Origin of the sequence: Luteimicrobium album (genome assembly GCF_030161555.1) — a bacterium.
In the GTDB taxonomy this organism is placed as follows: Bacteria; Actinomycetota; Actinomycetes; order Actinomycetales; family Cellulomonadaceae; genus Luteimicrobium; species Luteimicrobium album.
Genome location: NZ_BSUK01000001.1, coordinates 2,246,238 through 2,271,623, shown reverse-complemented (window position 1 = coordinate 2,271,623; position 25,386 = coordinate 2,246,238). Strand labels below are relative to the sequence as shown.

The following is a 25,386-nucleotide window of genomic DNA, read 5'->3' as shown; positions in this document are numbered from 1 at the left end:
GGACGTCGGTGAACGGCGGCGCTACCGCTTGCCCAGGGGCCGGACGGTGCCGAGGATCGCGTCCGCCACGGCGTGGAACGACGCGATGGCCGCGGCGTCGTCGTGCTCGACCATCCACGCGATCTGGATGCCGTCGATCTCCGCGGACACCATCCGGGCCAGCAGCGCGACGTCCATCGAGTAGGTGACGCCCGCGAGCTGCGCCGCGGCCGACAGGTACTTCTCGGACGCCGCCCACTGCGCCTTGAGCTGGTCGAGCACGATGGCGCGCATCCGCTCGTCGCGGGCGCCGAGGGTCGCGATCTCGATGGTGAGGAGCTGGTGGTGCGACCTCGCCTCGAGGCCCTTCCACATCGCGTCGGCGAGCGCGTGCATCGTCGTCGAGATGTCGCCGCCCGCGGTGATCGCGTCGTCGAGGAACGTCGACGCGATGGCTGCCACCTGCCGGCTGAGCGCGGCGAGCATCTCGTGCTTGTCCCGGAAGACGTAGTGGATGATGCCGGGACGCACGCCGGCCTCGCGCGCGACCGACCGGACGGTCACGGCCTCGACGCCCTCCCGGAGCGCGACGGCCAGCGCGGCCGCGACGAGCTGCTCGCGGCGCTGCTCGTGGCTCAGGCGCTCGTTCACCCGGCGGCGCCGGGTTCGTCCGACGGCCCGCCCGGCGGTGGCACCGGCACGACGAGCGCGGTCGCGAGCGCGGCCAGTCCCTCGCCCCGCCCCGTGAGGCCGAGGCCGTCGGTGGTGGTCGCGGTGAGCGTCACGACGGCGCCCGCGGCCTCGCTCAGCGTGGCCTGCGCCTCCGCGCGGCGAGGGCCGAGGCGTGGACGGTTGCCGATCACCTGGACGGCGACGTTGCCGATCTCGAAGCCGGCGGCGCGGACGCGGCGGGCCGCCTCCGCGAGCAGCGCGGTGCCGCGGGCTCCCGCCCACTCCGGCTCGCTGATGCCGAAGTTCGAGCCGAGGTCGCCGAGCCCCGAGGCGGAGAACAGCGCGTCGGCTGCGGCGTGGGCCGCGACGTCCCCGTCGGAGTGCCCCGCCAGCCCGGTCTCTCCCGGCCAGTGCAGCCCGCCGACCCACAGCTCGCGGGCCGGGTCGGTGTCGAACGCGTGCACGTCGGTGCCGATGCCGGTGCGCGGCAGGAGTGCGGGGCTCACGCGCCCTCCTCGAGCAGCAGGCCCGCGACCGCGAGGTCGTGCGACGTCGTGATCTTCAGGGCGCGCGCGTCGCCCTCGACGAGCACCACGTCGACGCCGAGGGCCGCCACGAGACTCGCGTCGTCGCTCGCGGCCGTCGCTTCGTCCCCCGCGACGCCGGCGCCCGCGGCGTGCGCCCGCTCGAGCACGTCGCGGCGGAAGCCCTGGGGCGTCTGGACGGCTCGGAGGCTCCGGCGGTCCACGGTCCCCGCCGAGCGGACGGGTTCGCCGTCCGAGGCCGGGAGAACACGGACGACGGTGTCGGTCACGGGCAAGGCGGGCACAACGGCATCGTGACCCCCGGCGACGGCCTGCGCGACCCGAACGAGGAGCGGCACCGGGGCGAGCGCGCGGGCGGCGTCGTGCACGAGGACGACGGGCGGTGCCGACGCCGGGAGCGCAGCCAGGCCGGCGGCCACGCTGGCCTGCCGGGCGGGCCCCCGGGGACGACGACCACACGAGGCGGACGGAGCGCGTCCGACGCCCCCAGGGCGGCGCCGAGCGCCTCGGCGTGGGCCGGCGGAGCCGTGACGACGACGACCGCCGCGCCGGCCTCCACGAGCCGTGTCGCGGCGTGCACGACGAGCGGCGTGCCACCGAGCGGGACCAGCGCCTTGGGAACCGCGGCGCCGAGCCGGGTGCCCGAGCCCGCGGCGGTCAGGACGGCCGCGAAGGCCGGCCCGCTGGTCGCGGACCGGCCTTCGTGTGGTGCGGTTGCCGGAGCACTGCCGGCGTCTGACGTGCTCAGCTGGCGAGCACCTCGTCGAGGATGGCCTCCGCCTTGTCCTCCTCGGTGTGCTCCGCGAGCGCGAGCTCCGAGACGAGGATCTGGCGAGCCTTGGCGAGCATGCGCTTCTCGCCGGCCGAGAGGCCGCGGTCCGCGTCGCGACGCGACAGGTCGCGCACGACCTCGGCGACCTTGATGACGTCGCCGGACGCCAGCTTCTCGAGGTTGGCCTTGTAACGGCGCGACCAGTTCGTCGGCTCTTCCGTGTACGGCGCACGAAGAACCTCGAACACCTTGTCGAGACCTTCCTGGCCGACGACGTCACGCACACCCACGAGGTCGACGTTCTCCGCGGGGACCTCGATCGTCAGGTCGCCCTGGGCGACCCGGAGCTTGAGGTAGAGCTTGTCCTCCCCGCGGATGGTCCGCGTCTTGATCTCCTCGATGAGGGCTGCGCCGTGGTGCGGGTAGACAACCGTCTCCCCTACAGTGAAAGTCATCTTCAGATGTCCCCTTTCGCGGGGGTCCATCTTACCACGCGGCCATTTCAGGGCCGTTGAGCGAGAAGCCCTCCCGGGCCTCGCGGCGAACCCGTCGACGTGGCCTACGGCACGCGGCGGAACGCGCGAGCACGGTGCCCGAAACGCTACTCTGAGGGGGCCCCACCCGGCCTTCCCCCGACGAGCCCTGGAGATCGCACAGTGAACCGCAGCACCGCCCGCATGAGCAAGCTCCTCGCGGTCCCGGTGGCCCTCGCGAGCGCCGCCGCGCTCTCCGCCTGCAGCCCCACGCAGACCAACAAGCCCTACCAGCCCTCCGACGGCATCGACGTCGTCGTCGGCGACGTCAAGGGCATCAACCTGCTGGTGCTCTCGAGCGGCAAGGGCGACCCCGGGCGGCTGCTGGGCTCGTTCTACAACGCGGGCTCGGACGCGGCGACGGTCACGGTGGCCCCGGAGGGCGCCTCGTCGGCGACGGTCTCCGTCGACCCCTCGTCCACGACGCAGCTCGGCGCCGAGGGCCCCGACGACGTCGTCTTCGACACCACCGGAGCGGCGCCCGGTGCCGTGCTCCCCGTCAAGGTCACGGTCGGCGACGCCACCGAGACCGTGTCGGTGCCCGTGCTCGACGGCACGCTCCCCGAGTACGCGACGCTCGTCCCCACCGCCTCCGCCGAGGGCTGAGCCCCGCCACCCGCGCCCACGCGCTCCTGACGGACCGATGACGTCGTCGTCGGCGCGAGCACGACGGCTCGCGCTCCCTGTGGCGGCCGCTGTGTGCTGCGTGCTCGCCGGCTGCGGGCTCGTGACCGCCGGTCCGCCCGACGCCTCCCGCGACCACCCGCACGGCGCGATCACCGCGGCGGGCGACACGGACGTCTACTCGCTGCGCGTGGGCGACTGCCTGCTGTCCGACTCGGGCGACTTCGACTCGACGGCCACCGCGTCGACCGCGGTCGACTCGGTTCCGGTCACGCCCTGCTCCGATCCCCACGACGCCGAGATCTACGCCGAGACGATGCTGCCCGCGGGCGAGTACCCGGGCGACGACGCGGTCGGGGAGCAGGCCGACGACTTCTGCGACGCGCAGTTCACCGCCCTCACCGGGCTCGACTACGAGGACGCGCCCTCGCTCGACTTCTCGGAGTACACGCCCACCGAGGACGGCTGGAACGGTGACGGAGACCGGCTCGTCCAGTGCGTGCTGCTGCTGCCGCAGAAGGTCGACGGGTCCTACGTGGACCGGCTCCGCCGGACGCCGGTGACGGACGACGCCAGGCGTCCCGCGGGCGACCCGACGAGCCCCGCCACGGCCTGACCGCTCTCAGCGCCGACGGGATCCTCTCGTCCGGCCGGGGGCCGGACCGGGTCACCCGAAGCGGCCGGAGATGTAGTCCTCCGTCGCCTTCTCCTTGGGCGTCGAGAACATGGTCCCGGTGTCGTCCATCTCGATGAGCTTGCCGGGGCTGCCGGTCCCCGCGATGTTGAAGAAGCCCGTCCGGTCGCTCACGCGCGCAGCCTGCTGCATGTTGTGCGTGACGATGACGATCGTGTAGTCCTTCTTGAGCTCCGTGATGAGGTCCTCGATCGCGAGCGTGGAGATCGGGTCGAGAGCCGAGCACGGCTCGTCCATGAGGAGCACCTGAGGCTTCACCGCGATGGCGCGCGCGATGCACAGGCGCTGCTGCTGGCCGCCGGAGAGGCCGGCGCCCGGCTTCTGGAGACGGTCCTTGACCTCGTTCCAGAGGTTCGCGCTCGCGAGCGACGCCTCGACGAGGTCCGCGGCGTCCGACTTCGAGATCTTCTTGTTCAGCAGGCGGACGCCCGCGAGCACGTTCTCCTCGATGGACATCGTGGGGAACGGGTTGGGCCGCTGGAAGACCATGCCGATCTGCCGGCGCACCGCGACCGGGTCGATGTCGGCGCCGTACAGGTCGACACCCTCCATCTCGACGCTGCCGTGCACCGACGCCCCCGGGATGACCTCGTGCATCCGGTTGAGGGTGCGGAGGAAGGTCGACTTGCCGCAGCCGGACGGGCCGATGAACGCGGTGACCGAACGGGGTTCGATCGTCATCGTGACGCCCTCGACCGCCAGGAAGTCGCCGTAGTAGATGTTGAGGTCCTTGACGTCGATGCGCTGTGCCATCGCGGGGTCGTCCTTCTTCGGGGTGGGGGTCGTCGGAGTGCTGGGCCGCGGCCCGCTGTCCGTGGGCGCGGGGCGGGTGCCGCCGTCGGGCGTGCTCATGAGCGGATCTTCGGGGCGAAGAGCCGGGACACGAGCCGCGCGACCAGGTTGAGGATCATGACGATGAGGATCAGCGTCAGCGCGGCCGCCCAGGCGCGGTCGTAGTTGATGGTCGGGATGCAGGTGACGTTCGGGTTGTTGCACGGCACCAGGCCCGCGGTGAACTGCCGGTACACGTAGACCGGCAGCGTCATCATGCGGCCCTCGAACGGGTTGAAGTTGATCGAGTCGATCACGCCCACCGTGAGGAGCAGCGGTGCCGTCTCGCCGACCACGCGGGACACGGCGAGCATGACGCCCGTCGTGATGCCCGCGATCGCGGTGCGGAGCACGACCTTGATCACGGTCAGCCACTTCGGGACGCCGAGCGCGTACGCGGCCTCGCGCAGCTCGTTCGGGACGAGCTTGAGCATCTCCTCCGTCGAGCGGACGACGACCGGGATCATCAGGACGCTCAGCGCGACCGCGCCGATCGCGCCGAAGTGCGCGCCCGGCCCGAGGAAGAGAGAGAACAGCGCGTACGCGAACAGACCCGCGACGATCGACGGGATGCCCGTCATGACGTCCACGAAGAACGTGACCGCCCGCGCCAGCCGGCCGCCCGCGCCGTACTCGACGAGGTAGATCGCGGCAAGGATGCCGACCGGCACCGAGATGACCGCCGCGCCCACCGTCACCCAGACGGTGCCGATGATCGCGTGGTAGATGCCGCCCGCGTCCATGCCGCCGAACACGCCGCGCATCGAGTGCAGGAGGAAGTAGGGGTCGAGCCGGCCGATGCCGCGTCCGACCACGGTCCACAGGAGCCAGACGAGCGGGACGAGCGCGATGCCGAACGCGGTGCTCACGAGCACCGTCATCATCCGGTCCTTGCGGCGGCGCCGCGCGTCGGACGTGCGCAGCAGCGCACGGACGTCGTCGCCGCGCGGGGGCGCGGGGCGCCGTCGAGGGTGGTGGGGATCACGGCCATCTCAGTTCGCTCCCGAGAATTCCTTGCGACGGCCGACGACCCAGCGCGACGCCATGTTGACGACCATCGTGATGACGAACAGCGCGAGACCTGTGGCCATCAGCGTGCTCATGCCGAGCGAGTTCGCCTCCGGGTACTTGAGGGCGATGTTCGCGGCGATCGTCTGCTGCTTGCCGGCGAGGAGCAGCGCGAACGAGTAGGTGAGCCCGGGCGACAGGATCATGACGACGGCCATGGTCTCGCCCAGCGCGCGGCCCAGGCCGAGCATCGCCGCGGACACCACGCCCGAGCGGCCGAACGGCAGGACCGCGGTGCGGATCATCTCCCAGCGGGTCGCGCCGAGCGCGAGCGCGGCCTCCTCGTGGAGCTTCGGCGTCTGGAGGAAGACCTCGCGCGAGACGGCCGTGATGATCGGCAGGATCATCACGGCGAGCACCAGCGAGACGGTCAGGAGCACGCGGGCGGGATCGGCCGCCGGACCCTTGAAGAGCGGGATCCAGCCGAGTACGTTCGAGACCCACTGCCAGACGGGCTGGATCGTCGGCGCCAGGACGAGCGCGCCCCACAGGCCGTACACGACCGACGGGATCGCCGCGAGCAGGTCGATCACCCAGCCGAGGAGCGACGCGAGCCGCCGCGGCGCGTAGTGCGAGGTGAACAGCGCGATCCCGATCGCGAGCGGGGTCGCGACGGCCAGCGCGACCGCCGCCGCCAGCAGGGTCCCGAAGATCAACGGCCCGAGGTACGAGGCCAGGGAGCTCTGCCCCTGGAAGAAGCTCACCTTCGACGCGATCTCCGACCCGCTCGACGTGAGCGCGGGCCAGGACTGCCAGAGCAGGAAGCCCGCGACCGCGGCGAGGGCGATCAGGATGAGCGTGCCGGCGCTCGTCGCCAGGTAGCGGAACGCACGGTTGAACCCGCGGTCGGCCGCCCGCGTGCGCCGACGCGGCGGCCGGGGCCGGTCGGGCCCGTTCGACGGCGCCGGGCTCGGCGCCCGGGTGTCGGCGGCTGTGGTGGTCACACCATCTCCTTCGTCATCGTGGACCGCACCTCAGCGGGTGGGGTGCGAGGCGGTGCCGGCGGGCGAGGCGCAACGCCCCTCCCGCCGGCACCGGTCACCACGTCTACCGGTGCGGTCAGCCGAGCTTGATCGCGTCGACCGCGGCCTGGGCCTTCGCGGCCAGGTCCGACGAGAGCGGGGCCGAGCCCGCAGCCGAGGCCGCGGCCTGCTGGCCCGCGTCGCTGACCACGTAGCTGAAGAAGCCCTTGACCAGCGCGGCAGTGTTGGCGTCCGCGTAGGTCGTGCAGCCGATGTCGTACGAGACGAGCACCAGCGGGTAGGTCGAGGAGTCCGTCAGGGTGCGGTTGATGTCGATCGCGATGTCCGACGTCGCACGGCCCGACACGACGTCGGACTTGGCGACCGCGGCAGCCGCGGCCTCCGGGGAGTGCGCCACGAACGCGTCGCCGACCTTGATCTTCGCGGAGCCGAGCTTGCCGACCTGCGACGAGTCGATGTAGCCGATCGTGCCCTCGCCGCCCTGGAGCGTCTGGGCGACGCCCGGGGTGCCCTGTGCCGACTGGCCGCCCTTGACCGGGAAGGTCTGCGAGGGCTCGTACGGCCACGCGTCACCCGCGTTGGCCTTGACCCACTGCGTGAAGTTCTGGGTCGTGCCCGAGTCGTCCGAGCGGTGCACCGGCGTGATCGCGGTGCTGGGGAGCTTGACCCCGTCGTTCAGCTTGGCGATCGCCGGGTCGTCCCACTTGGTGATCTTGCCGTCGAAGATCTTCGCGACCGTCGGGCCGTCGAGGTTCAGCGAGTCGACGCCCTTGAGGTTGAAGGCGATCGCGATCGGGCTGATGTAGACCGGGAGCTCGACGACGTCGCCGTTCTGGCAGGTGGTCTTGGCCTGCGCGATCTCGTCGTCGGTCAGGTACGCGTCGGAACCGGCGTACTGGACGGCGCCGCTGAGGAACTGCTTGCGCCCGTCGCCCGATCCGATGCCGTCGTAGTTCACGGTGACGCCGCTGTTGGCGGACTGGAAGCCCGAGCGCCAGGCGTCCATGGCGCTGCCCTGGGCCGTCGAGCCGGCACCGTTGAGCTCACCGCTCAGGTCGCCCCGGCGCTCGCGCCGTCGGTGCTGGTACCGGAGCCGGTGCCGTTCCCCGTGGCGTCGTCGGAACCGCACGCGGCAAGGCTGAGGGCGAGCGCGCCGATCGCGACGGCAGAGCCCACGCGGGTGAGTCGGCTGAGGTTCACGTGTCGTTCCATCCTGTTCGCACGTCTTCACGTCGACGGCGAGTGCCGGCGACGGGGCTGACGCTAAGCAGGACGGATGACCGGGTGGCGCAGCGAGGATGAACGCGGGGTGAACACTGGGGACCGGCCCAACCCGACCGACGGCGCAGCCCGTACAACTCGTGACAGAACCCCGGATCCGCCGTCAGGACGTCCCGACTCGTACCGCTCACGCCGTGCGCCGTGCCCGGGCCGGGTGGGGCGCGCGGGGTGAGCGCGGTCGACCATGTGATCAGGTACCACCCGCCCCGCCGACCATGCGAGCAGCCCCTCCCCGCCGCCGAACACGGGGTGTCCGCATGCTCGGCACCAAGACCGCCGAGTCAGCGCGAATCACCCGAGTCAGCGCGGACTTCGCGCTGACTCGAACGAAACGCGCTGACTCGCGTCGAAGGAGAGACGACGACGGATCGGACGGGCCTCGGAAGGCGGCCCGAACCGCCTCGCCGTGCCCGCCCGCGAACCCGACCGTGACGCACAGACCCGATAGATCGGAGCGTCAGAGCCCGTCGGCCACGCGGTGGTAGACGGCGTTCCAGCGCAGCTCCCGCTCGAACCCGCGCTGCGTCGTGGCCGCGTCGATGGTGAGGAGCTCGGTCTCGGACATCCTCGCGAGGTCCTCGAAGACCCCGACGTCGAGCGCGGTCGTCATGACGGTGTGGTGCGCCGCGCCGGCCAGCAGCCAGGCCCCGGCGGACGTCGCGAGGTCGGGCGCGGGGGCCCACAGGGCGTGGCCGACGGGCAGCCGCGGCAGGTCGTGCGGCGCCTCGACGACGTCGACGACGTTCGCGACGAGCCGGAACCGGTCCCGCATGTCGCTCATGGCGACGACGAGCCCGGGGCCGGCGTCGGCCTCGAACACGAGGCGCACGGGGTCCTCGCGGTCGCCGATGCCGAGCGGGTGGATCTCGAGGCGCGGGCGCTTCGTGGTGAGGGTCGGGCAGACCTCGAGCATGTGGGCGCCGAGGATGAGCTCGGACCCGGGCGTGAGGTCGTAGGTGTAGTCCTCCATGAGCGACGCCCCGCCGGGGAGCCCGTGGCCCATGACCTTCGCGACCCGGACGAGGACGGCGGTCTTCCAGTCGCCCTCGGCGCCGAAGCCGTAGCCGTCGGCCATGAGGCGCTGGACGGCGAGGCCGGGGAGCTGACGCAGGCCGCCGAGGTCCTCGAAGCTCGTCGTGAAGGCACCGAAGCCGCCCTCCTCGAGGAACGAGCGCAGCCCGACCTCGATGCGCGCGCCGTAGCGCAGCGACTCGTGCCGCTCGCCGCCGGCGCGCAGCTCGGGCGCCACGTCGTACAGCTCCTCGTACTCCTTGACGAGCAGGTCGACGTCGGCGTCGGACACCGCGTCCACGCGGGCCACGAGGTCGTTCACGCCCCACGTGTTCACGGAGACCCCGAACCGGACCTCGGCCTCGGTCTTGTCGCCCTCGGTGACGGCGACGTTGCGCATGTTGTCGCCGAACCGGGCGAGCCGGAGGCCCCGCAGCTCCGCGTAGCCGACCGCGGCGCGGGCCCACGCGCCCACCTGGGCCTGCACGCGCTCGTGGGTGGCGTGCCCGACGACGATCTTCCGCGGCACGTTCATCCGGCTGAGGATGTACCCGAACTCGCGGTCGCCGTGGGCGGCCTGGTTGAGGTTCATGAAGTCCATGTCGATGGCGTCGTACGGCAGCTCGACGTTCGCCTGCGTGTGGAGCTGCAGGAGCGGCGTCGCGAGCGCGTCGAGACCGCGGATCCACATCTTCGCGGGGCTGAACGTGTGCATCCACGCGACGAGGCCGACGCAGCGGTCGTCGGCGTTCGCGTCGAGGATCACGCGGCGGATGGACTCGCTGTCCTTGAGCACGGGCTTCCAGACGACGCGCACGGGCACCGCGGACGCGCCGTCGAGCGCCGCCGCGACCTGCTGCGACTGCGCGGCGACCTGCGCGAGGACGTCGTCGCCGTACAGGTCCTGCGACCCGGTGAGGAACCAGATCTCCCGGCCCTCGAACGGGCTGGGCTGGGTGCTGCCGCTGGTCATGCGTGTGCCTCCTCGGCGTTCGTGGCGGGGCCGTTGACGGCGTCGGCGCCGTCAGCGGAGCCCTGCCCGTAGACGTTCTGGTAACGGTCGTAGAGCCGGTCGACGGCGGCCGGGTCGATGGGGAGCGGCTCGCCGAGCTGGCGCGCGGCGTGGACGGTCCGCGCGACCTCCTCCAGCATGACGGCCGCCTTGACGGCCGCCTCGGCGTCACGCCCGACGGTGAAGGGCCCGTGGTTGCGCATGAGCACGGCGGGCGACCGCGACCCCGCGAGCGTGTCGACGATCCCGCGCCCGATGGAGTCGTCGCCGATGATCGCGAACGGCCCGACGGGGACGGGCCCGCCGAACTCGTCGGCCATCATCGTGAGCACGCACGGGATCTCCTCGCCGCGGGCCGCCCACGCCGTGGCATAGGTCGAGTGCGTGTGCACGACGCCGCCCACCCCGGGCATGTTCCGGTACACGTAGGCGTGCGCGGCCGTGTCCGACGACGGGCTCCGCTCCCCTCGAGGAGCGTCCCGTCGAGGTCGCACACGACCATGGCGCCGGGCGTGAGCTCGTTGTAGGTGACGCCCGAGGGCTTGATGACGAGGAGGTCGTCGGGGCCCGGACCGCCCGCGGGATCGACGACGACCCGCTGCGACACGTTCCCCGCCGTCCAGACGACGAGGCCCCAGCGCGGCAGCTCGGCGTGCAGGTCCGCGACCCGGACCTTCGCGGCGTCGACGGCGTCCCGCACGGTCGCGGGGACGGTGGTGGCGGTGGTCATCGGCGGTGCTCCCTCAGGGGACGGACGGTCGGGTCAGAGCGCATCGGTGGCCGCCTTCTCGACGGCGAGGCCGGCGACGTAGCGCTCGAGGAACGCCGCGTACCCCGCGACGTCGTCGTGCCGGGGCTCGACGACGTCCGCCTCGGCACCGGCGAAGACGTGCTCGTCGAGGTACCCCGCGAGGTCGTGCCCGGCCTCGTCGCCCAGGTACGACGCGAGCACCGCGATCCCCCACGCCCCGCCCTCGCCGGCCGAGCTGCCGACGGCCACGGGGGCGCCGAGGGCCGCGGCGAGGAGACGCTGGGCGACGCCGCGGGTCCGGAACAGGCCGCCGTGCGCGACCATCGTGTCGATCTCGACGCCCTCGCCCTCGAGGACCCGCATGCCGAGGCTCAGCGCGCCGAACGCCGCGTACACCTGGGCGCGGACGAGGTTGGCGAGCGTGAACGCGCTGTCGGGGCCGCGCACCAGGAGCGGCCGACCCTCGGCCAGGCCCGTGACGGGCTCGCCCGACAGGTAGTTGTAGGCCGTGAGCCCGCCCGCGTCGGCGTCGCCCTCGAGCGCCTCCCGCAGCAGCGCTTCGAAGACGGCGTCCGCGTCGGGGGCGGCGCCGTCGGGCGCGGTGAGCTCGGCGAACCGCCCGAACAGCGACGCCCACGCGCCCAGCTCGCTCGCGCCGTTGTTGCAGTGCACCATCGCGACGAGGTCGCCCGCCGGCGTCGTCACGAGGTCGAGCTCGGGGTGGACGTCCTCGAGCGGCCTCTCGAGGACGACCATCGCGAAGACGCTCGTGCCGACGCTCACGTTCCCGGTGCGCCGCGCGACGGCGTGGGTCGCGACCATCCCGGTGCCGGCGTCGCCCTCGGGCGGGCACAGCGGCACCCCCGGACGGAGTGCACCGGAGGGGTCGAGGAGGGCGGCTCCGTCGGCCGTGAGCGTGCCGGCCTCGTGGCCCGCGAGCAGCACCTCGGGCAGCAGCTCCTCGAGCGCGCGGACCTGGAGGCCGGGACGACGCTCGGCGACGAGCCGGTCGAACTGGTCGAGCATGCGGCGGTCGTACGTCTTGACGGCCGGGTCGACGGGGAACACGCCGGAGGCGTCCCCGATCCCCAGCACGTTGCGGCCCGTGAGGCGGCGGTGCACGTAGCCGGCGAGCGTCGTGAGGGAGCGGACCCGGCGCACGTGGGGCTCGTCGTCGAGGATCGCCTGGTAGAGGTGCGCGACCGACCAGCGCAGCGGGACGTTGTGGCCGAGGAGCCCGGTCAGCTCGGTGGCCGCGCGCTCGGTGGTGGTGTTGCGCCAGGTCCGGAACGGGACGAGCAGCTCGCCCTGGGCGTCGAACGCGAGGTAGCCGTGCATCATCGCGGAGACGCCCAGGGCGCGGTAGGTCGTGGGGCGCACGCCGTGGCGGCGCTCCGCGTCGTCGACGAGCGAGGCGTAGCAGGCCTGCAGGCCCGACCACACGTCGTCGAGCGCGTACGTCCAGAAGCCGTCCTCGAGCCGGTTCTCCCAGGCGTGGTCGCCGCTCGCGAGCGGGACACCGTCCGGCCCGACGAGGCACGCCTTGATGCGGGTGGAGCCGAGCTCGATCCCGAGCATGGCCGCGCCGGAGGCGATCACCTCGCGAGCTTCCGGGGCGTCGGGCGACGTGCGCTCCGACCGGTGCGGCGCCAGCGCCATTCGACGGTCCTCCTCGACTTCGACTTCTCCCCGGCCGCTCCGCCGGGGCCATCACGAGCCGCGAACACCTGTTAGCGCTCACATTCAGGCTGTTCGAGGATGTTAGCGCTCACACCACGACCGCTGTCAACCGTGTGGGCATCCGTTCGGCTGGCTTCGGCGTCCGAGAACAGCCGAACGCATGCCCACACGGGGAAGGCGGGCGGCGGCGGGTCAGGACGCGCGCGGCGGTCCGCTGCTCGCGCGCACCACCAGCATCGGCTCGATCAGCAGCCGCCGCCCGACCTCAGCACCCTCGATCGCCTCCGCGAGCACCTGCAGGCACCGCCGGCCCAACGACACGAACGGCTGGCTCACCGTCGTCAGCGACGGCACGAAGTACGCCGCGCCGTCGATGTCGTCGAAGCCCACCACCGAGAGGTCGCCCGGCACGTCGACGCCCTGCTCCCACAGGGCGCGCAGCACCCCGAGCGCGAGCTGGTCGTTCGCCGCGAACACCGCCGTCGGGCCGCCGCCAGCGCGCACCCGCCGCCCCAGCCGGCGCGCGGCCTCGTAGCCCGAGCGCGCCGACCAGTCGCACCGGACGACGTCGGGCACCTCGCGCCCGCGCTCCTCGAGGGCCTCGCGCCACCCGCGCTCGCGCTGGCGCGCGTCGAACCAGTCGGTCGGCCCTCCGAGGTGCACGACGGTCTCGTGCCCCAGGTCCAGCAGGTGCTGCGTCGCACGGTAGGCGCCGAGACGGTGGTCGACAGCGATCGCGATGGTCCCCGCCCGCGCCGGCTCCGCGTCGAGGGCCGCGATCATGACGACCGGGAGCCCCGTCTCGATGGACTCGACCGCCGCGGCCACGTCGTCCTGCGGGGTGATCACGACGATCCCCTCGACGGCCTGGCTCATGAAGTGGTCGATCGCGTCCCGCAGGCGCTCGTGCTCGAAGCTGCGCACCGACGCGAGCGAGACGAAGTACCCCCGCTCGCGGGCGGCCTCCTCGACGGCGACCGCGGTGCTCGTCGGGCCGTAGAGGGCCGAGCCGGTCGTGAGGATGCCGATGGTCCGGGTCCGCCGCGTCACCAGGGCGCGCGCCGCGCTGTTGCGGCGGTAGCCGAGCCGCGCGATCGCGTCGAGCACCCGAGCCCGCGTCTCCTCGCGCACGCTCGGGTGGTCGTTGATGACGCGCGAGACCGTCTGGTGCGAGACGCCCGCGACCTGCGCGACGTCCGCCATGGACGGGAGCCGTCCGGGCGCACGACTCCTCCCGGCCGTCTCGGTCATCTCAGTGCTCCGCGCCCGGCGCGTACGCCGCGGCGATCTCGGCCGAGCGCGCGTGCGCGGCCTGCAGCGCGTCGAGGAACGCGGCCCGGACCCCGCCGGCGTCGAGGCGCGCGAGCGCCCGCACCGTCGTCCCGCCGGGCGACGACACCTTCTCGCGGAGGATCGCGGGGTGCTCGCCGGTCTCGTCGAGCAGGCGGCCCGCGCCGAGCACGCTCTGCGTCGCGACCTGCAGCGCCACCTGGCGGGTGAGCCCGAGCAGGACGCCCGCCTCCGCGAGCGCGTCGACGACGTAGAACACGTACGCCGGTCCGGAGCCCGAGACCGCCGAGACGGCGTCCTGGTCCTTCTCCGCGACCCGCACGACGAGCCCCGTGCCGGCGAGCAGCCGCTCGACGAGCGCGAGGTGGTCGTCGGTCGCGCGCGTCCCGGGGCTGATCGCGGTCACGCCCGCCCCGATCTGAGCGGGCGTGTTGGGCATGGTCCGGACCACGGGCGTGTCGTCCGGGAGGACCGCCTCGAAGGCCGCGGTCGGCAGCCCGGCCACGAGGCTCACGACGACGGCGCCCGGCTCGAGCGCACCGCCCACCTCGTGCAGGAGCGCGCCGACGTCCTTGGGCTTGACCCCGACGAGCACGAGGCCGGCGCCGCGCACCGCCTCGACGTTGTCCGTCGTGGTCGCGACCCCGTGCGCCTGCTCGAGCTGCGCGGCCCGCTCGGGCCGGCGGACCGTCGCGACGACGTCGTCGGCGGACCATCCGCCCGCGAGCGCGCCGGCGAGCACGGCCTCCCCCATGACCCCCGTGCCGAGGACGGCGAGGCGGGGCGTGCGGTCGGGGGCGCTGGCGCTGGTCACGGGGGCTCCTGTCGGGATGGGCGCTCGGGATGTCACATCGGGAACGCGGCGTAGAACGTGCGGACGGCGTCCTCGGGGCCGGAGGCGACGAGCGTCGCGGTCCCGTTGCTCCACACGACCTGGGCGTTCCCGTCCGATCCTGGCACGACAGCGTAGGTGCCGGCCTTCTTCCCGCCGACGACGACGTCCCCCGAGGCGGTCGCGTCCCCCGCCTTCTCGACGGCGTCCGCCGCGGCGTCGGCGGCGTGCGCCGCGGTGTCGTACTGCGCCGCGCGGACCGTGACGGTCGTGTCCGCCCCGCCGTACGGACCTGCGTAGGCGACGGTCCAGGCTTCGAGGGCGGCGCCGGCGTCGGCGCTCTTCGCGGACGTGCGCGCCCACGGCCCCACGGTCCCGGGCAGGACCTTGAGGAACGGGGTCGCGCCGTCCGGGAGCGCGGCGGGCTGCGCCGTCGCCGACGGCGCGGGCTGCGTGACGGTGACGGTCGCGGACGCCTTCGCGTCGCCGTCGGAACGGGCGAAGCCGGGCCAGGCGTAGGCGAGGAACAGGACGATCAGGATCGCGAGCAGCGCCGCGGCGACGCCCACCGCGATCCGGCGCCGGCGGTACACGGCCGGGTCGACCTTGCCGTGCCGGTGCTCGAGCGAGGCCGCTCGGAGGTCGTGCTGGTTGGGGTTAGCCACGTCTCGCCCCTTCGTCGGTCCGTCCGTGCCGCCGTCGTTGCGACCTGGGCGTCAGCGTAGTGTCCGCCGGGCGCGGCGGCGGGGACGTGTCGGCGGCCACGGCTAGCGTGGCGCGCGTGACCACCACCAGCGCCCGCGCCGCCCGCTCGACGACGAAGCCCGCCCGTCCGGCGTTCGCGTGCACCGAGTGCGGGTGGACGACGGCCAAGTGGGTCGGGCGCTGCGGCGAGTGCCAGGAGTGGGGCACGGTCGCGGAGGTGGGTGCGGCCGGCGTCGGGCCCCGGACCGTGGCGGTCGCGCCGACCCGTTCGACGGCGCGCGAGATCGCGCAGATCGAGGTCGACGCCGCCCGGCACGCCCCGACGGGCGTGGGCGAGCTCGACCGGGTGCTGGGTGGGGGCCTCGTGCCGGGTGCCGTGGTCCTGCTCGCGGGCGAGCCCGGCGTCGGCAAGTCGACGCTGCTGCTCGCCGTGGCGTCGAACGTCGCGCGCGGCGTCGCCGCCGGCTCGGGGCGTCCGGCGCGCGTCCTCTACGTGACCGGCGAGGAGTCGGCCGGGCAGGTGCGGCTGCGCGCCGAGCGGATCGGGGCCCTGGCTCCCGGGCTGCTGCTCGTCGCCGAGACCGACCTCGCGACGATCCTCGGCCACGTCGAGCGCGAGGACCCGGACCTGCTCGTTCTCGACTCGGTGCAGACCGTGGCGTCCACCGAGGTCGAGGGCTCGCCCGGCGGCCCGAGCCAGGTCCGCGAGGTCGCGGGCGCGATCATCGCCGCCGCCAAGTCGCGCGACCTGCCGGTCGTGCTCGTCGGGCACGTCACCAAGGACGGGTCGGTCGCCGGCCCCCGCACGCTCGAGCACCTCGTCGACGTGGTGTGCCAGTTCGAGGGCGACCGACACTCGCGCCTCCGCCTCGTCCGCGCGGTCAAGAACCGGTACGGACCCACCGACGAGGTCGGGTGCTTCGACCTGTCCGAGTCGGGGATCGTCGGGCTGCCCGACCCGAGCGGGCTGTTCCTGTCGAGCGCCGGTGCGGGCGTCGCGGGCTCGTGCGTCACCGTGACGCTCGAAGGCCGACGCCCGCTGGTGCTCGAGGTGCAGGCGCTCGTCGCGCCGAGCGCGCTCGCGAACCCGAGGCGCGCCGTCAGCGGGATCGACTCCTCGCGCCTCGCCATGAACCTCGCGGTGCTGCACCGGCACGTCGGCCTGCGCGTCATGGACCAGGACGTCTACGTCTCGACGATCGGCGGGGCGCGGGCCGGCGAGCCGTCCGCCGACCTCGCGGTCGCGCTCGCGGTGCTCTCGGCCCGCCAGGACACCCCGCTGCCCGCGGGGACGGTGGCGTTCGGAGAGGTCGGGCTCGCGGGTGACCTGCGGCCCGTCGTCGGGCTCGAGCGGCGCCTCGCCGAGGCCGCCCGGCTCGGCTACACGCGCGCCGTCGTGCCGGCCGCGGCCGCGCTGGGCGACGGCACGCTCCCGGCCGGGATGAAGGTCGCCCGGGTGGGCTCGCTGCGCGAGGCTCTCGCCGCGGCGACCGCGACCTGACCCGGCGCAGCTCGCAGCCGACGCGCGGCCGCTCCTCCGGCGGCTCTCAGGCGCCCCGGCGTAGGATTCGTGCGTGGCGCCGACCCCTCCCTCGACCGATCTCGTCCTGCGCGAGACGCTGGCCGCCGTCGCACCCGGGACGGACCTGCGCGACAGCCTCGAACGCATCCTGCGCGGGCGCACCGGCGCCCTCATCGTGCTCGGGCTCGACAAGACCGTCGAGGCCATGTGCTCGGGCGGCTTCGTGCTCGACGTCGGGTTCTCCGCGACGCGCCTGCGCGAGCTGTCGAAGATGGACGGCGCGGTCGTCCTCGACCGGGACGCGAGCCGGATCCTGCGCGCCGCGGTCCAGCTCCTGCCCGACTCGAGCATCGAGACCACCGAGTCCGGTACCCGTCACCGCACAGCCGAGCGGGTCGCCAAGCAGACCGGCTTCCCCGTGATCTCGGTGTCCCAGTCGATGCGGATCGTCGCCCTCTACGTCGGCAACGTCCGGCACGTGCTCGAGGACTCGGACACGATCCTGTCCCGCGCCAACCAGGCCCTCGCGACGCTCGAGCGCTACCGTTCGCGTCTCGACGAGGTGTCGGGCACGCTCTCCGCGCTCGAGATCGAGGACCTCGTCACGGTGCGCGACGTGTGCGCCGTCGTGCAGCGGCTCGAGATGGTCAGCCGCATCGCCGACGAGATCGCGGGCTACGTCATCGAGCTCGGGACCGACGGCCGCCTCCTCGCCCTCCAACTCGACGAGCTCGTCAGCGGGATCGGCTCCGACCGCGACTCGGTGATCCGCGACTACGTCGACCTGTCGAAGACCCGCACGCTCGCCGCCGTCCAGCGCGAGCTCGGGGCGCTCGGCTCCAACGAGCTGCTCGACCCGTCGAGCATCGGCAAGGTCCTCGACCTGCCGGGCGCCGGCGACGCCCTCGACACCGCGGTCGCGCCGCACGGCTTCCGCCTCCTGTCGAAGGTCCCGCGCCTCCCCCGACCATCGTCGACCGACTCGTCTCGCACTTCGGCGGTCTGCAGAAGCTCCTCGCGGCCAGCGTCGACGACCTCATGCAGGTCGACGGCGTCGGCGAGCAGCGGGCGCGGGCCGTCCGGGAAGGGCTGTCGCGCCTCGCCGAGTCGAGCATCCTCGAGCGGTACGTCTGAGGACGTGTCGCCGAGCGGAGGAACCGTTCGGCGACGGTGACATCGGATCGGGCTCACGGGCTCGTCCGCGCACCGAGATTCGGGAATCCGTCCTTCAGACCCAGCCGGAAGAACGGACCCCCGTCTCGGCGACGCGCGGCCGCTCAGTCCCGCGCGGTCGACGCGCTCGTCGGCGATCCGGTCGACCCCTGCTGCGGGGTCTTCCCGTCCGTGGTCTTCGCCGTGTCCTTGGTCGCCGACGAGGCGGACTTCGCACCCTTCGTCTTCTGGCTCGACGGCGTCTCCTTGCCCGACGGTGTGCCCTCGCCGCCCGGTGTCGGGGCGTCGGCTGCCGGGGTCGTCGGGTCGGGTTCCTTCGGCGTGAGCGTGAGGGTGGCGGGGTCGCCCGCGACCCCGAGGAGCCGGACGGCGACCGTGTAGTCACCGGCCCCGACGGCCTTCCCTGTCGCCGCGGTCGTCGCGCAGTGCGGGGCCGAGCGCGTGCGCTTCCAGGTGACCTGCTTCGTGTCGACGTCGCCGGGCCCGAGCAGCAGGAGCCGCTGCGTGGTGGCAGCGCAGTCCGCGGACGACCACACGGGCGTCTTGCCCTGGCTCACGACGACGGCGCGCGCCGCGTCGGAGCCGTCGACGACGCACGCGACCGACCCGACGTTGCGGACCTGCACGGTGAACGTGACGTCACGGCCCCACGTGAAGATCGTGGACGACGGCGCGACCGTCGCCGCGACCTGGGCGGCCGTGCAGTCAGCCGCCGGTCCGCCCGTCGTGGTCGTCGGGGTGGGGGTGGTGAGCGGGGACGGACCGGCCCCGACCGTGGTCACGGCGTCTCCCCCACCGCCGAGCGCGCTCGACACCGCCGGTGCGATCGTCTTGACGACGAGCACGCCGACCACGACGACCAGCGCGACCAGGCCGAGCGCGACGACCCGCCGCAGCCAGAGCACCGCCCGCGGCGGCCGTCGAGGGCCCGGGCGGGCGGGAGCACGCCGCACTCCGCCCGAGCGCGTCGAGGTCGACGAGGTCCGGGATCCGGCCGCCCGCGACGGACCAGCCGTGCGCGACGACGCTCCCGACGCGCGGGTCGCGCCCGCACCCCGCGTCCCGCCGGCGGTACGGGACTGGCCCGAGGCGCGCGCGCCGCCCGAGGCCGGCCGCCCGGTCCCGGGTCGTCGGCCTCCCGACGACGCTCCCCGTCGCGGGTCCCGGTCGTCTCCCGGCGGCTTGGTCACTGCGCGTCCTCCTCGTGCTCGCCCCCAACCTAAGCGGTGGCGCGGGCCTCGCGGACGAGGCGCGCCCGCGACCCCCGCGGCCCGGCGCACAGCGGACAATGGGGGCGTGACCACGACGACCGACTCCCGCGCCGACGCGCTGCGCGAAGCCGTCGTGGCGTGGTTCGACGACGCCGCCCGCGACCTCCCGTGGCGGCACCCCGACCGGACCCCGTGGGGCGTGCTCGTGAGCGAGACGATGCTCCAGCAGACGCCGGTGGTCCGCGTCGAGCCTGTCTGGCGGACGTGGCTCGAGCGCTGGCCCACGCCCGCCGACCTCGCCGCGGCGCCCACGGCCGACGTGCTGCGGGCGTGGGGCCGCCTCGGCTACCCGCGCCGCGCGCTGCGCCTGCAGGAGTGCGCTCGCGTGATCGTCCGCGAGCACGGCGGCGAGGTGCCCGACGACGAGGCCGCGCTCCGTGCCCTGCCGGGCGTCGGCGAGTACACGGCCGCAGCGGTGCGGGCGTTCGCGTTCGGGCGGCGAGCCGTCGTCGTCGACACGAACGTGCGCCGCGTGCTGGCCCGCGCGGTGGCGGGCGAGGCCCTGCCCCGACCCACCCCGACGGCCGCCGAGCGGGCGCTCGCAGCGGGCCTCGTGCCGTCGTCGGACGGGGACGCGGCACGCTGGGCCGCGGCGTCCATGGAGCTCGGGGCGCTCGTCTGCACGGCCCGCGCCCCCGACTGCGCGGCCTGCCCGGTGCGCGACCTGTGCGCGTGGCGGGCCGCAGGGCACCCGCCCGACGCGCACGCGGCCCGACGCCGGACCCAGCCGTGGCATGGCACGGACCGGCAGGTCCGGGGACGCGTCATGGCGCTCCTGCGCGACGCGTCGGGGCCGGTCGAGCGCGAGCGCCTCCTGCTCGTCGCCGACGACGCGGCGCAGGTCGGCCGGTGCCTCGCGAGCCTCGTCGAGGACGGGCTGGCCGAGACGCCACCCGACGAGCCCGACCTGTTCGCGCTGCCGGGTGGCGACACGTCCGGCGGCGGGGCGGGGACGGACTGATCGGCACGACCTCCGCAGCCCGGGAACAACCGACGGACCCGGACAGGTTGGACGCTGCGTGCGCGCGATCGGATTCGACACCGTCGGAGGACCCGAGGTCCTCGTCGAGGCCCAGCTCCCCCGCCCCCGCCCGGGGGCCGGCGACGTCCTGGTCGAGGTGGCGTTCGCGGGCGTGAACTTCGCCGAGGTGCAGCACCGTCGTGGCGAGTTCGGCGACCCCGACGGGTTCGACGTGCCGGGCCTGGAGGTCGCGGGCACGGTCGTCCAGGTCGGCTCCCGGGTCGCCTCGGTGCGGCCCGGCGACGTCGTCGCGGCGTACCTGCCCGGGTTCGGGGGCTACGCCGAGCTGGCAGTGACCTCCGAGGCCTTCGTCGCGCGCGTCCCGGCGGGGCTCGCGCCCGAGGTCGCGGCCGGCGTCCCGTGCGTGTACCCGACGGCGTACGGCGTCCTGGCCGACGCGGGTCGCCTCGCGCCGGGCGAGACCGTCCTGATCCATGCCGCGACCGGCGGCGTCGGGTCCGCCGCCGCAGGGGTCGCCCGGAGCCTCGGGGCGTCCGCGGTGTACGGGACGGTCGGCTCGGCCGCCAAGCTCGACCTCGCGGACCGGCTGGGTTACGACCGGCTCTTCGAGCGCGACGGCTTCGCCGAGCAGGTTCTCCAGGCCACGGGCGGGCGTGGCGTCGACGTGGTGCTCGAGCGCGGCGAGACGACGGGGAAGATGGTGCTGCGCGTCGCCTGAGCGTCGACGCGACCGGCTCAGAGCTCGAGGAGCATCCGCGTGTTCCCGAGGGTGTTGGGCTTGACGCGCGCGAGGTCGAGGAACTCGGCCACGCCGTCGTCGTGCGAGCGCAGGAGCTCGGTGTAGACGTCGGGCGTCACGGGCGTGCCCTCGATGGCACGGAACCCGTGCCGCTCGAAGAACGCGACCTCGAAGGTCAGGCAGAACACGCGGCGCAGGCCGAGCGCGCGGGCACGGTCGAGCAGGGCCTCGACGAGCCGGTGCCCGACGCCGGTCCCCTTGCGTTCCGGCCCGACGGCGAGCGTGCGGATCTCGGCGAGGTCGTCCCACATCACGTGCAGGGCCCCGCACCCGACGACGTGCGCGGGCGCACCCTCGGCGGCGACGTCGGCGACGAGGAACTCCTGGACCGCCTCGAAGTACCCGACGAGCTCCTTGGCGAGGAGGATCCTGGCCTCGGCGTACGGCTCGACGAGCGCTCGGACGGCGCGGACGTCGGACGGGAGCGCGGGCCGGACCCGGACGTCACCGCCCCGGGCGGACGGGACGTCGGGCGTGGGGTCGTGGCTGTCGGGCACGCGGCCAATCTACGCCGGACAGCGCCCGGTGGCATAGTCATGCAAACAGACACATAGTTGCACGGTGCTCATCCGCGCCGTCGCGCCTGGGACACGGCGCCGTCGCCGTCGGCGAACGAGTGGGCGGTGAGCTCGTCGATCACGAGGTGCGTCACGGTGCCCGCGTGCAGCGCCGCCCGCAGCGGCGCGACCTTGTTGTCACCGGCGACGGCGCACACGCGCCGCGGGACGCGCTGCAGCTGGGCGGGGGTCGGCCCGGTCGCGCGGTCGTTGAGCGGGATGTCGGAGTACGTGCCGTCCTCGCGCAGGAACACGGTGCACACGTCCCCGACGACGTCCTCGACCTCGAGCGTCGCGAGGTCCTCGGGGTCGAGGTACCCGGCGGAGTAGACGTGGCTGGGCAACCCGCCCGAGAGCGCGCCGACCGAGAAGAGTGCGATGTCGCAGCGGACCTGCGTCTCCAGGACGCGCCGGATCGACCGCTCGCGCCACATGGCGTCCTTGGTCTCGGCGTAGTCGAAGAACGCGGGGACCGGGAAGTCGTAGAACGCCGCGTCGAACGCAGCCGCGAAGCGCTGGACGAGCTCGCCCGCGTACTCGATGCCCGACGTGCGCGTGTTGGCGGCGCCGTTGAGCTGCACGACGACGCTGCCCCGCGTGGGCTTGGCGGTGAGCTGCCGGGCGATCGCGGCGAGCGTCGTGCCCCACGCAATGCCCAGGACCATGTCGGAGTCGAACCACGAGCCGAGCAGGCGCGCGGTCGTGAGGGCGACCTGGTCGAGCCGTTCGACCTCGTTCGACGTGTCGGGGACCGGCACGACGTACACCTCGATGCCGTACGCGCGGGCGATCTGCTGCGCGAGGCCGGGCACGCGGTGCTCGGGGCTGCGGAGCGTGATCTCGACGAGCCCGGTCTCGCGGGCGCGCTTGACCAGCCGCGACACGGTGGACCGTGACGTGCCGAGATGCTTGGCGATCGCCTCCATCTTCATGTCCTGGAGGTAGTACATCGACGCCGCGCGCACGATGTCGGCCTCGCGTCCGTAGGGGTCCATGGACCCATGATTGCACGTTCGTGCAGCCGCGTTGCGCGTCCGTTCGCGCCGTGTTCCCCTGGAAGAACTGCCGCGTCACCCACGAGCCGATGGAGGCAACCATGGCATCCAGCCGACTGTCCGCAGGATCGCGCCGCCGCGCGCTCGAGGTCCTCAAGGCCAGCAGCACGGCGCACAACGAGCTCGACGTGCTCGTCATCGGCGGCGGTGTCACGGGAGCCGGCATCGCGCTCGACGCCGCCACGCGCGGCCTGCACACCGCGGTCGTCGAGGCGCAGGACTGGGCCTCCGGCACGTCGAGCCGCTCGAGCAAGCTCGTCCACGGCGGTCTGCGCTACCTCCAGATGCTCGACTTCCACCTCGTCCACGAGGCCCTGACCGAGCGCGACCGGCTCATCAGCTTCGTCGCTCCCCACCTCGTGCGGCCCGTCGCCTTCCTGTACCCGCTGACCCACCACGTCTGGGAGCGCGCGTACGTCGGCTCGGGCGTCGCGCTCTACGACGCGCTCGCGAGCGTCGCCCCCGGCAAGCGCGCCCTTCCCTACCACCGCCACCTCTCCAGGGCCGGGATGACGCGGGCCTTCCCCGACCTCGCGCACGACGCCGCCGTCGGCGCGATCCGCTACTACGACGCCTCGGTCGACGACGCGCGGCTCGTCGTCACGCTCGTCCGCACCGCCACGTCGTACGGCGCGCACGCGGCGGCCCGCACCCAGGTCGTCGACCTGCTCAAGAACTCCACCGGTGCGGTCACCGGGGCGCGCCTCGTCGACCTCGAGACCGGCGAGGAGTTCGACGTCCGCGCGCGGCACGTCATCAACGCGACCGGCGTCTGGACCGAGAAGACCGAGGCCCTCTCCGGCGGTGAGGGCGGGCTGCGGGTGCTGGCCTCGAAGGGCGTGCACCTCGTCGTCCCGCGCGAGCGCATCCAGGGCAAGGTCGGGCTCATCCTCCAGACCGAGAAGTCGGTGCTGTTCGTGATCCCGTGGTCCCGGTACTGGATCATCGGCACCACCGACACGCCGTGGACGCTCGACCCGCAGCACCCCGTCGCGACCGCCGCCGACATCGACTACGTGCTCGAGCACGCCAACGCGGTCCTCGCCCACCCGCTGACCCGCGACGACGTCATCGGCACCTACGCCGGCCTCCGGCCGCTGCTGCAGCCCGGGACCAAGGAGGGCACGAGCTCCGCGAAGGTGTCGCGCGAGCACACCGTCGCCTCGCCCGTGCCGGGCCTGACCGTCATCGCCGGCGGCAAGCTCACCACCTACCGCGTGATGGCCGAGGACGCCGTCGACTTCGCGATCGGCCGGGACCGCGCGTCGGGCCTGCCGTCCATCACGGACAAGATCCAGCTCCTCGGGGCCGAGGGCCTCGAGGCCGTGCGCCGCCAGGCGCGCACCTACGCGACCCGCTACGGCTGGTCGCCCGCGACCATCGACCACCTGCTCCACCGGTACGGGTCGATGCTCCGCGACCTCGTCGACGCGTGCGTCGACGACCCGTCGCTCGCCAAGCCGCTCGAGCACGCGCCGGCCTACCTGCGCGCGGAGATCGCGTACGCCGTCACCCACGAGGGCGCGATCCACCTCGAGGACGTCCTCCTCCACCGCACCCGGCTGAACTACGAGGTCCGCGACCGCGGGCTCGCGGCCTGCCCGGAGATCGCGGACATCATGGCGCCGCTCCTCGGCTGGGACGACGCCACCAAGGCCCGTGAGATCGACGCCTACCGCCAGCGCGCGGACGCCGAGGAACGCGCGGAACAGCAGCCCGACGACGCCACCGCCGAGCAGGTCCGGCTCGAGGCGACGGAGCTGGAGCCGCTGCGCCCGCTGGGCACCACCGACGACGCATCGAGCGACGGGAGGGACACGGACGGCGCCTGACGCCACCGGGCGCCGTCGGCGGCCCGGACGAGCCAGGGGAAGCAGGGGGATGCACGACATCGCCGCGACGCTGCGGCGGTGAGCTTGACAGTGATGTCAGAACAGAAACGGAGTCACCACCATGACCGGACAGGTCTTCTGGTCCGAGGTGATCGGCAGCGCGCTGCTGATCCTGCTCGGTGCCGGTGTCGTCGCGAACGTCATCCTTCCCAAGACGAAGGGCTTCGCCGGCGGCTGGCTGCTGATCAACTTCGGGTGGGGCCTCGCGGTCTTCACCGGCGTCTACGCCGCGTGGAAGTCCGGTGCCCACCTCAACCCGGCCGTCACGGTCGGCATCTGGGCGAGCGGCGCCGACACTTACGGCGGCAGCGCCAACCTCACCGTGACCTTCGGCCACACGCTCGTCTACTTCGCGGGCGAGTTCATCGGTGCGGTCCTCGCGTTCCTGGCCTACAAGAAGCACTTCGACCAGGACGCCGACCCGGCCGTCAAGCTCGGCGTGTTCTCCACCGGCCCCGAGCTGCGGTCGTACGCGTGGAACTTCATCACGGAGGTCATCGGCACCTTCGTCCTCGTGTACTGGGTGGTCGTCTCGGGCGTCAAGGAGAACTCCAGCGGGCTCGGGGCGCTCGGCGTCGCGCTCGTCGTGGTCGGCATCGGCGCGTCCCTCGGTGGACCGACCGGGTACGCGATCAACCCGACCCGTGACCTCGCCCCGCGCATCGCACACGCGCTCCTGCCCATCAAGGGCAAGGGCTCGAGCGACTGGTCCTACGCGTGGGTGCCGGTCCTGGGCCCGCTCGTCGGCGGCGTCCTCGCGGGCCTGCTCAGCCAGGCCACGATCTGACCCACCGCACCACCGCTCCGCCGGGAGGGGGACGGGCAGGGAGGCGGAACGCACCGCGCCCCGCCCGGCGGAGCACCACCTCGAG

At 73.6% G+C, this 25,386-nt stretch carries 23 protein-coding genes and 3 pseudogenes; 8 read left to right on the top strand and 18 right to left on the bottom strand.

Going from position 1 to position 25,386, the window contains the following annotated elements; translation table 11 throughout:
• Positions 1 to 21 precede the first annotated feature (21 nt).
• The 4 genes and pseudogenes from QQK45_RS11770 to QQK45_RS11755 form a co-directional block, all read right to left on the bottom strand.
• Positions 22 to 630, bottom strand: coding sequence for a TetR/AcrR family transcriptional regulator (locus tag QQK45_RS11770; RefSeq protein WP_284293410.1), 609 nt, complete (start codon positions 628 to 630; stop codon positions 22 to 24).
• Positions 627 to 1,157 (bottom strand): 2-C-methyl-D-erythritol 2,4-cyclodiphosphate synthase, encoded by a 531-nt coding sequence (gene ispF, locus QQK45_RS11765; RefSeq protein WP_284293409.1) that lies wholly within the window; start codon positions 1,155 to 1,157, stop codon positions 627 to 629. Before ispF ends, QQK45_RS11770 begins: the two co-directional genes overlap by 4 nt.
• Positions 1,154 to 1,806: pseudogene (locus QQK45_RS11760) on the bottom strand (IspD/TarI family cytidylyltransferase). The gene ispF and the pseudogene QQK45_RS11760 overlap by 4 nt, the downstream one beginning before the upstream one ends.
• Positions 1,807 to 1,940: 134 nt before the next feature.
• On the bottom strand, positions 1,941 to 2,423 hold the full coding sequence (locus QQK45_RS11755) for a CarD family transcriptional regulator (RefSeq protein WP_284293408.1): 483 nt from the start codon (positions 2,421 to 2,423) through the stop codon (positions 1,941 to 1,943).
• 222 nt (positions 2,424 to 2,645) lie between these two features.
• Here QQK45_RS11755 and QQK45_RS11750 point away from each other — a divergent pair, with 222 nt between their 5' ends.
• Together QQK45_RS11750 and QQK45_RS11745 are read left to right on the top strand one after the other, a co-directional pair.
• Positions 2,646 to 3,107 carry a hypothetical protein gene (locus tag QQK45_RS11750; protein ID WP_284293407.1) on the top strand — a complete coding sequence of 154 codons (462 nt, stop codon included), beginning with the start codon at positions 2,646 to 2,648 and terminating at the stop codon, positions 3,105 to 3,107.
• A 37-nt stretch (positions 3,108 to 3,144) separates the two neighbouring features.
• A complete protein-coding gene (locus QQK45_RS11745) occupies positions 3,145 to 3,741 on the top strand; it encodes a septum formation family protein (RefSeq protein WP_284293406.1) in 597 nt (198 codons plus the stop codon).
• Positions 3,742 to 3,792: 51 nt separating this feature from the next.
• Here QQK45_RS11745 and pstB read toward each other — a convergent pair whose 3' ends face one another.
• The 11 genes and pseudogenes from pstB to QQK45_RS11695 all read right to left on the bottom strand — a co-directional run bounded on the left by pstB (position 3,793) and on the right by QQK45_RS11695 (position 15,223).
• Positions 3,793 to 4,572 carry a phosphate ABC transporter ATP-binding protein PstB gene (pstB, locus tag QQK45_RS11740; RefSeq protein ID WP_284295034.1) on the bottom strand — a complete coding sequence of 260 codons (780 nt, stop codon included), beginning with the start codon at positions 4,570 to 4,572 and terminating at the stop codon, positions 3,793 to 3,795.
• A gap of 95 nt (positions 4,573 to 4,667) precedes the next feature.
• Positions 4,668 to 5,576 carry a phosphate ABC transporter permease PstA gene (gene pstA, locus QQK45_RS11735; RefSeq protein ID WP_284295033.1) on the bottom strand — a complete coding sequence of 303 codons (909 nt, stop codon included), beginning with the start codon at positions 5,574 to 5,576 and terminating at the stop codon, positions 4,668 to 4,670.
• Positions 5,577 to 5,642: 66 nt separating this feature from the next.
• Entirely contained in the window at positions 5,643 to 6,662 is a 1,020-nt protein-coding gene (gene pstC, locus QQK45_RS11730) for a phosphate ABC transporter permease subunit PstC (protein WP_284293405.1), read from the bottom strand.
• A 115-nt stretch (positions 6,663 to 6,777) separates the two neighbouring features.
• Entirely contained in the window at positions 6,778 to 7,707 is a 930-nt protein-coding gene (pstS, locus tag QQK45_RS11725) for a phosphate ABC transporter substrate-binding protein PstS (protein WP_348525218.1), read from the bottom strand.
• 44 nt (positions 7,708 to 7,751) lie between these two features.
• Positions 7,752 to 7,901, bottom strand: a complete 150-nt coding sequence (locus QQK45_RS22275) for a hypothetical protein (RefSeq protein WP_348525217.1) — start codon at positions 7,899 to 7,901, stop codon at positions 7,752 to 7,754.
• 538 nt (positions 7,902 to 8,439) lie between these two features.
• Positions 8,440 to 9,966: an L-arabinose isomerase gene (gene araA / locus QQK45_RS11720; protein ID WP_284293404.1), complete on the bottom strand. Its 1,527-nt coding sequence runs from the start codon at positions 9,964 to 9,966 to the stop codon at positions 8,440 to 8,442.
• Positions 9,963 to 10,735: pseudogene (locus tag QQK45_RS11715) on the bottom strand (L-ribulose-5-phosphate 4-epimerase). Before QQK45_RS11715 ends, araA begins: the two are co-directional and overlap by 4 nt.
• A gap of 33 nt (positions 10,736 to 10,768) precedes the next feature.
• A complete protein-coding gene (locus tag QQK45_RS11710) occupies positions 10,769 to 12,415 on the bottom strand; it encodes a xylulokinase (RefSeq protein WP_431310264.1) in 1,647 nt (548 codons plus the stop codon).
• 213 nt (positions 12,416 to 12,628) lie between these two features.
• Positions 12,629 to 13,687 carry a LacI family DNA-binding transcriptional regulator gene (locus tag QQK45_RS11705; protein ID WP_284293403.1) on the bottom strand — a complete coding sequence of 353 codons (1,059 nt, stop codon included), beginning with the start codon at positions 13,685 to 13,687 and terminating at the stop codon, positions 12,629 to 12,631.
• A 1-nt stretch (position 13,688) separates the two neighbouring features.
• Complete coding sequence (gene proC, locus QQK45_RS11700) at positions 13,689 to 14,540, bottom strand: pyrroline-5-carboxylate reductase (RefSeq protein WP_284293402.1); 852 nt, start codon at positions 14,538 to 14,540, stop codon at positions 13,689 to 13,691.
• A 32-nt stretch (positions 14,541 to 14,572) separates the two neighbouring features.
• Positions 14,573 to 15,223: a hypothetical protein gene (locus QQK45_RS11695; protein ID WP_284293401.1), complete on the bottom strand. Its 651-nt coding sequence runs from the start codon at positions 15,221 to 15,223 to the stop codon at positions 14,573 to 14,575.
• A 116-nt stretch (positions 15,224 to 15,339) separates the two neighbouring features.
• Between QQK45_RS11695 and radA the strand changes: the two genes are divergently transcribed.
• Together radA and disA are read left to right on the top strand one after the other, a co-directional pair.
• Positions 15,340 to 16,764: a DNA repair protein RadA gene (radA, locus tag QQK45_RS11690; RefSeq protein WP_284293400.1), complete on the top strand. Its 1,425-nt coding sequence runs from the start codon at positions 15,340 to 15,342 to the stop codon at positions 16,762 to 16,764.
• Between the two features lie 73 nt (positions 16,765 to 16,837).
• Positions 16,838 to 17,919 (top strand): annotated as a pseudogene (disA, locus tag QQK45_RS11685) (DNA integrity scanning diadenylate cyclase DisA).
• Between the two features lie 143 nt (positions 17,920 to 18,062).
• Here disA and QQK45_RS11680 read toward each other — a convergent pair.
• Complete coding sequence (locus QQK45_RS11680; RefSeq protein ID WP_284293399.1) at positions 18,063 to 18,863, bottom strand: hypothetical protein; 801 nt, start codon at positions 18,861 to 18,863, stop codon at positions 18,063 to 18,065.
• Positions 18,864 to 19,254: 391 nt separating this feature from the next.
• On the opposite strand from QQK45_RS11680, the gene QQK45_RS11675 reads away from it, so the two are divergent.
• Both QQK45_RS11675 and QQK45_RS11670 read left to right on the top strand, forming a co-directional pair.
• The gene (locus QQK45_RS11675; protein WP_284293398.1) at positions 19,255 to 20,190 is read left to right on the top strand and encodes an HhH-GPD family protein; all 936 of its coding nucleotides are present in this window, start codon (positions 19,255 to 19,257) and stop codon (positions 20,188 to 20,190) included.
• Positions 20,191 to 20,248: 58 nt separating this feature from the next.
• Entirely contained in the window at positions 20,249 to 20,929 is a 681-nt protein-coding gene (locus QQK45_RS11670) for an alcohol dehydrogenase catalytic domain-containing protein (RefSeq protein ID WP_284293397.1), read from the top strand.
• Between the two features lie 17 nt (positions 20,930 to 20,946).
• Here QQK45_RS11670 and QQK45_RS11665 read toward each other — a convergent pair whose 3' ends face one another.
• Positions 20,947 to 21,507 carry an amino-acid N-acetyltransferase gene (locus QQK45_RS11665; protein ID WP_284293396.1) on the bottom strand — a complete coding sequence of 187 codons (561 nt, stop codon included), beginning with the start codon at positions 21,505 to 21,507 and terminating at the stop codon, positions 20,947 to 20,949.
• 68 nt (positions 21,508 to 21,575) lie between these two features.
• Positions 21,576 to 22,562: a sugar-binding transcriptional regulator gene (locus tag QQK45_RS11660; protein WP_284293395.1), complete on the bottom strand. Its 987-nt coding sequence runs from the start codon at positions 22,560 to 22,562 to the stop codon at positions 21,576 to 21,578.
• Between the two features lie 101 nt (positions 22,563 to 22,663).
• Between QQK45_RS11660 and QQK45_RS11655 the strand changes: the two genes are divergently transcribed.
• Both QQK45_RS11655 and QQK45_RS11650 read left to right on the top strand, forming a co-directional pair.
• Positions 22,664 to 24,454 (top strand): glycerol-3-phosphate dehydrogenase/oxidase, encoded by a 1,791-nt coding sequence (locus QQK45_RS11655; RefSeq protein ID WP_284293393.1) that lies wholly within the window; start codon positions 22,664 to 22,666, stop codon positions 24,452 to 24,454.
• Between the two features lie 121 nt (positions 24,455 to 24,575).
• Complete coding sequence (locus tag QQK45_RS11650; RefSeq protein WP_284293392.1) at positions 24,576 to 25,301, top strand: MIP/aquaporin family protein; 726 nt, start codon at positions 24,576 to 24,578, stop codon at positions 25,299 to 25,301.
• The last annotated feature ends 85 nt before the right edge of the window (positions 25,302 to 25,386 follow it).

Bases quoted from the DNA above. Each gene is read 5' to 3' on its own strand.
- QQK45_RS11755 (WP_284293408.1), bottom strand. From the start codon at position 2,423: ATGACTTTCACTGTAGGGGAGACGGTTGTCTACCCGCACCACGGCGCA.
- QQK45_RS11750 (WP_284293407.1), top strand. From the start codon at position 2,646: ATGAGCAAGCTCCTCGCGGTCCCGGTGGCCCTCGCGAGCGCCGCCGCG.
- QQK45_RS11745 (WP_284293406.1), top strand. From the start codon at position 3,145: ATGACGTCGTCGTCGGCGCGAGCACGACGGCTCGCGCTCCCTGTGGCG.
- pstB (WP_284295034.1), bottom strand. From the start codon at position 4,572: ATGGCACAGCGCATCGACGTCAAGGACCTCAACATCTACTACGGCGAC.
- pstS (WP_348525218.1), bottom strand. From the start codon at position 7,707: ATGGACGCCTGGCGCTCGGGCTTCCAGTCCGCCAACAGCGGCGTCACC.
- araA (WP_284293404.1), bottom strand. From the start codon at position 9,966: ATGACCAGCGGCAGCACCCAGCCCAGCCCGTTCGAGGGCCGGGAGATC.
- QQK45_RS11710 (WP_431310264.1), bottom strand. From the start codon at position 12,415: ATGGCGCTGGCGCCGCACCGGTCGGAGCGCACGTCGCCCGACGCCCCG.
- QQK45_RS11705 (WP_284293403.1), bottom strand. From the start codon at position 13,687: ATGACCGAGACGGCCGGGAGGAGTCGTGCGCCCGGACGGCTCCCGTCC.
- QQK45_RS11660 (WP_284293395.1), bottom strand. From the start codon at position 22,562: ATGGACCCCTACGGACGCGAGGCCGACATCGTGCGCGCGGCGTCGATG.
- QQK45_RS11655 (WP_284293393.1), top strand. From the start codon at position 22,664: ATGGCATCCAGCCGACTGTCCGCAGGATCGCGCCGCCGCGCGCTCGAG.
- QQK45_RS11650 (WP_284293392.1), top strand. From the start codon at position 24,576: ATGACCGGACAGGTCTTCTGGTCCGAGGTGATCGGCAGCGCGCTGCTG.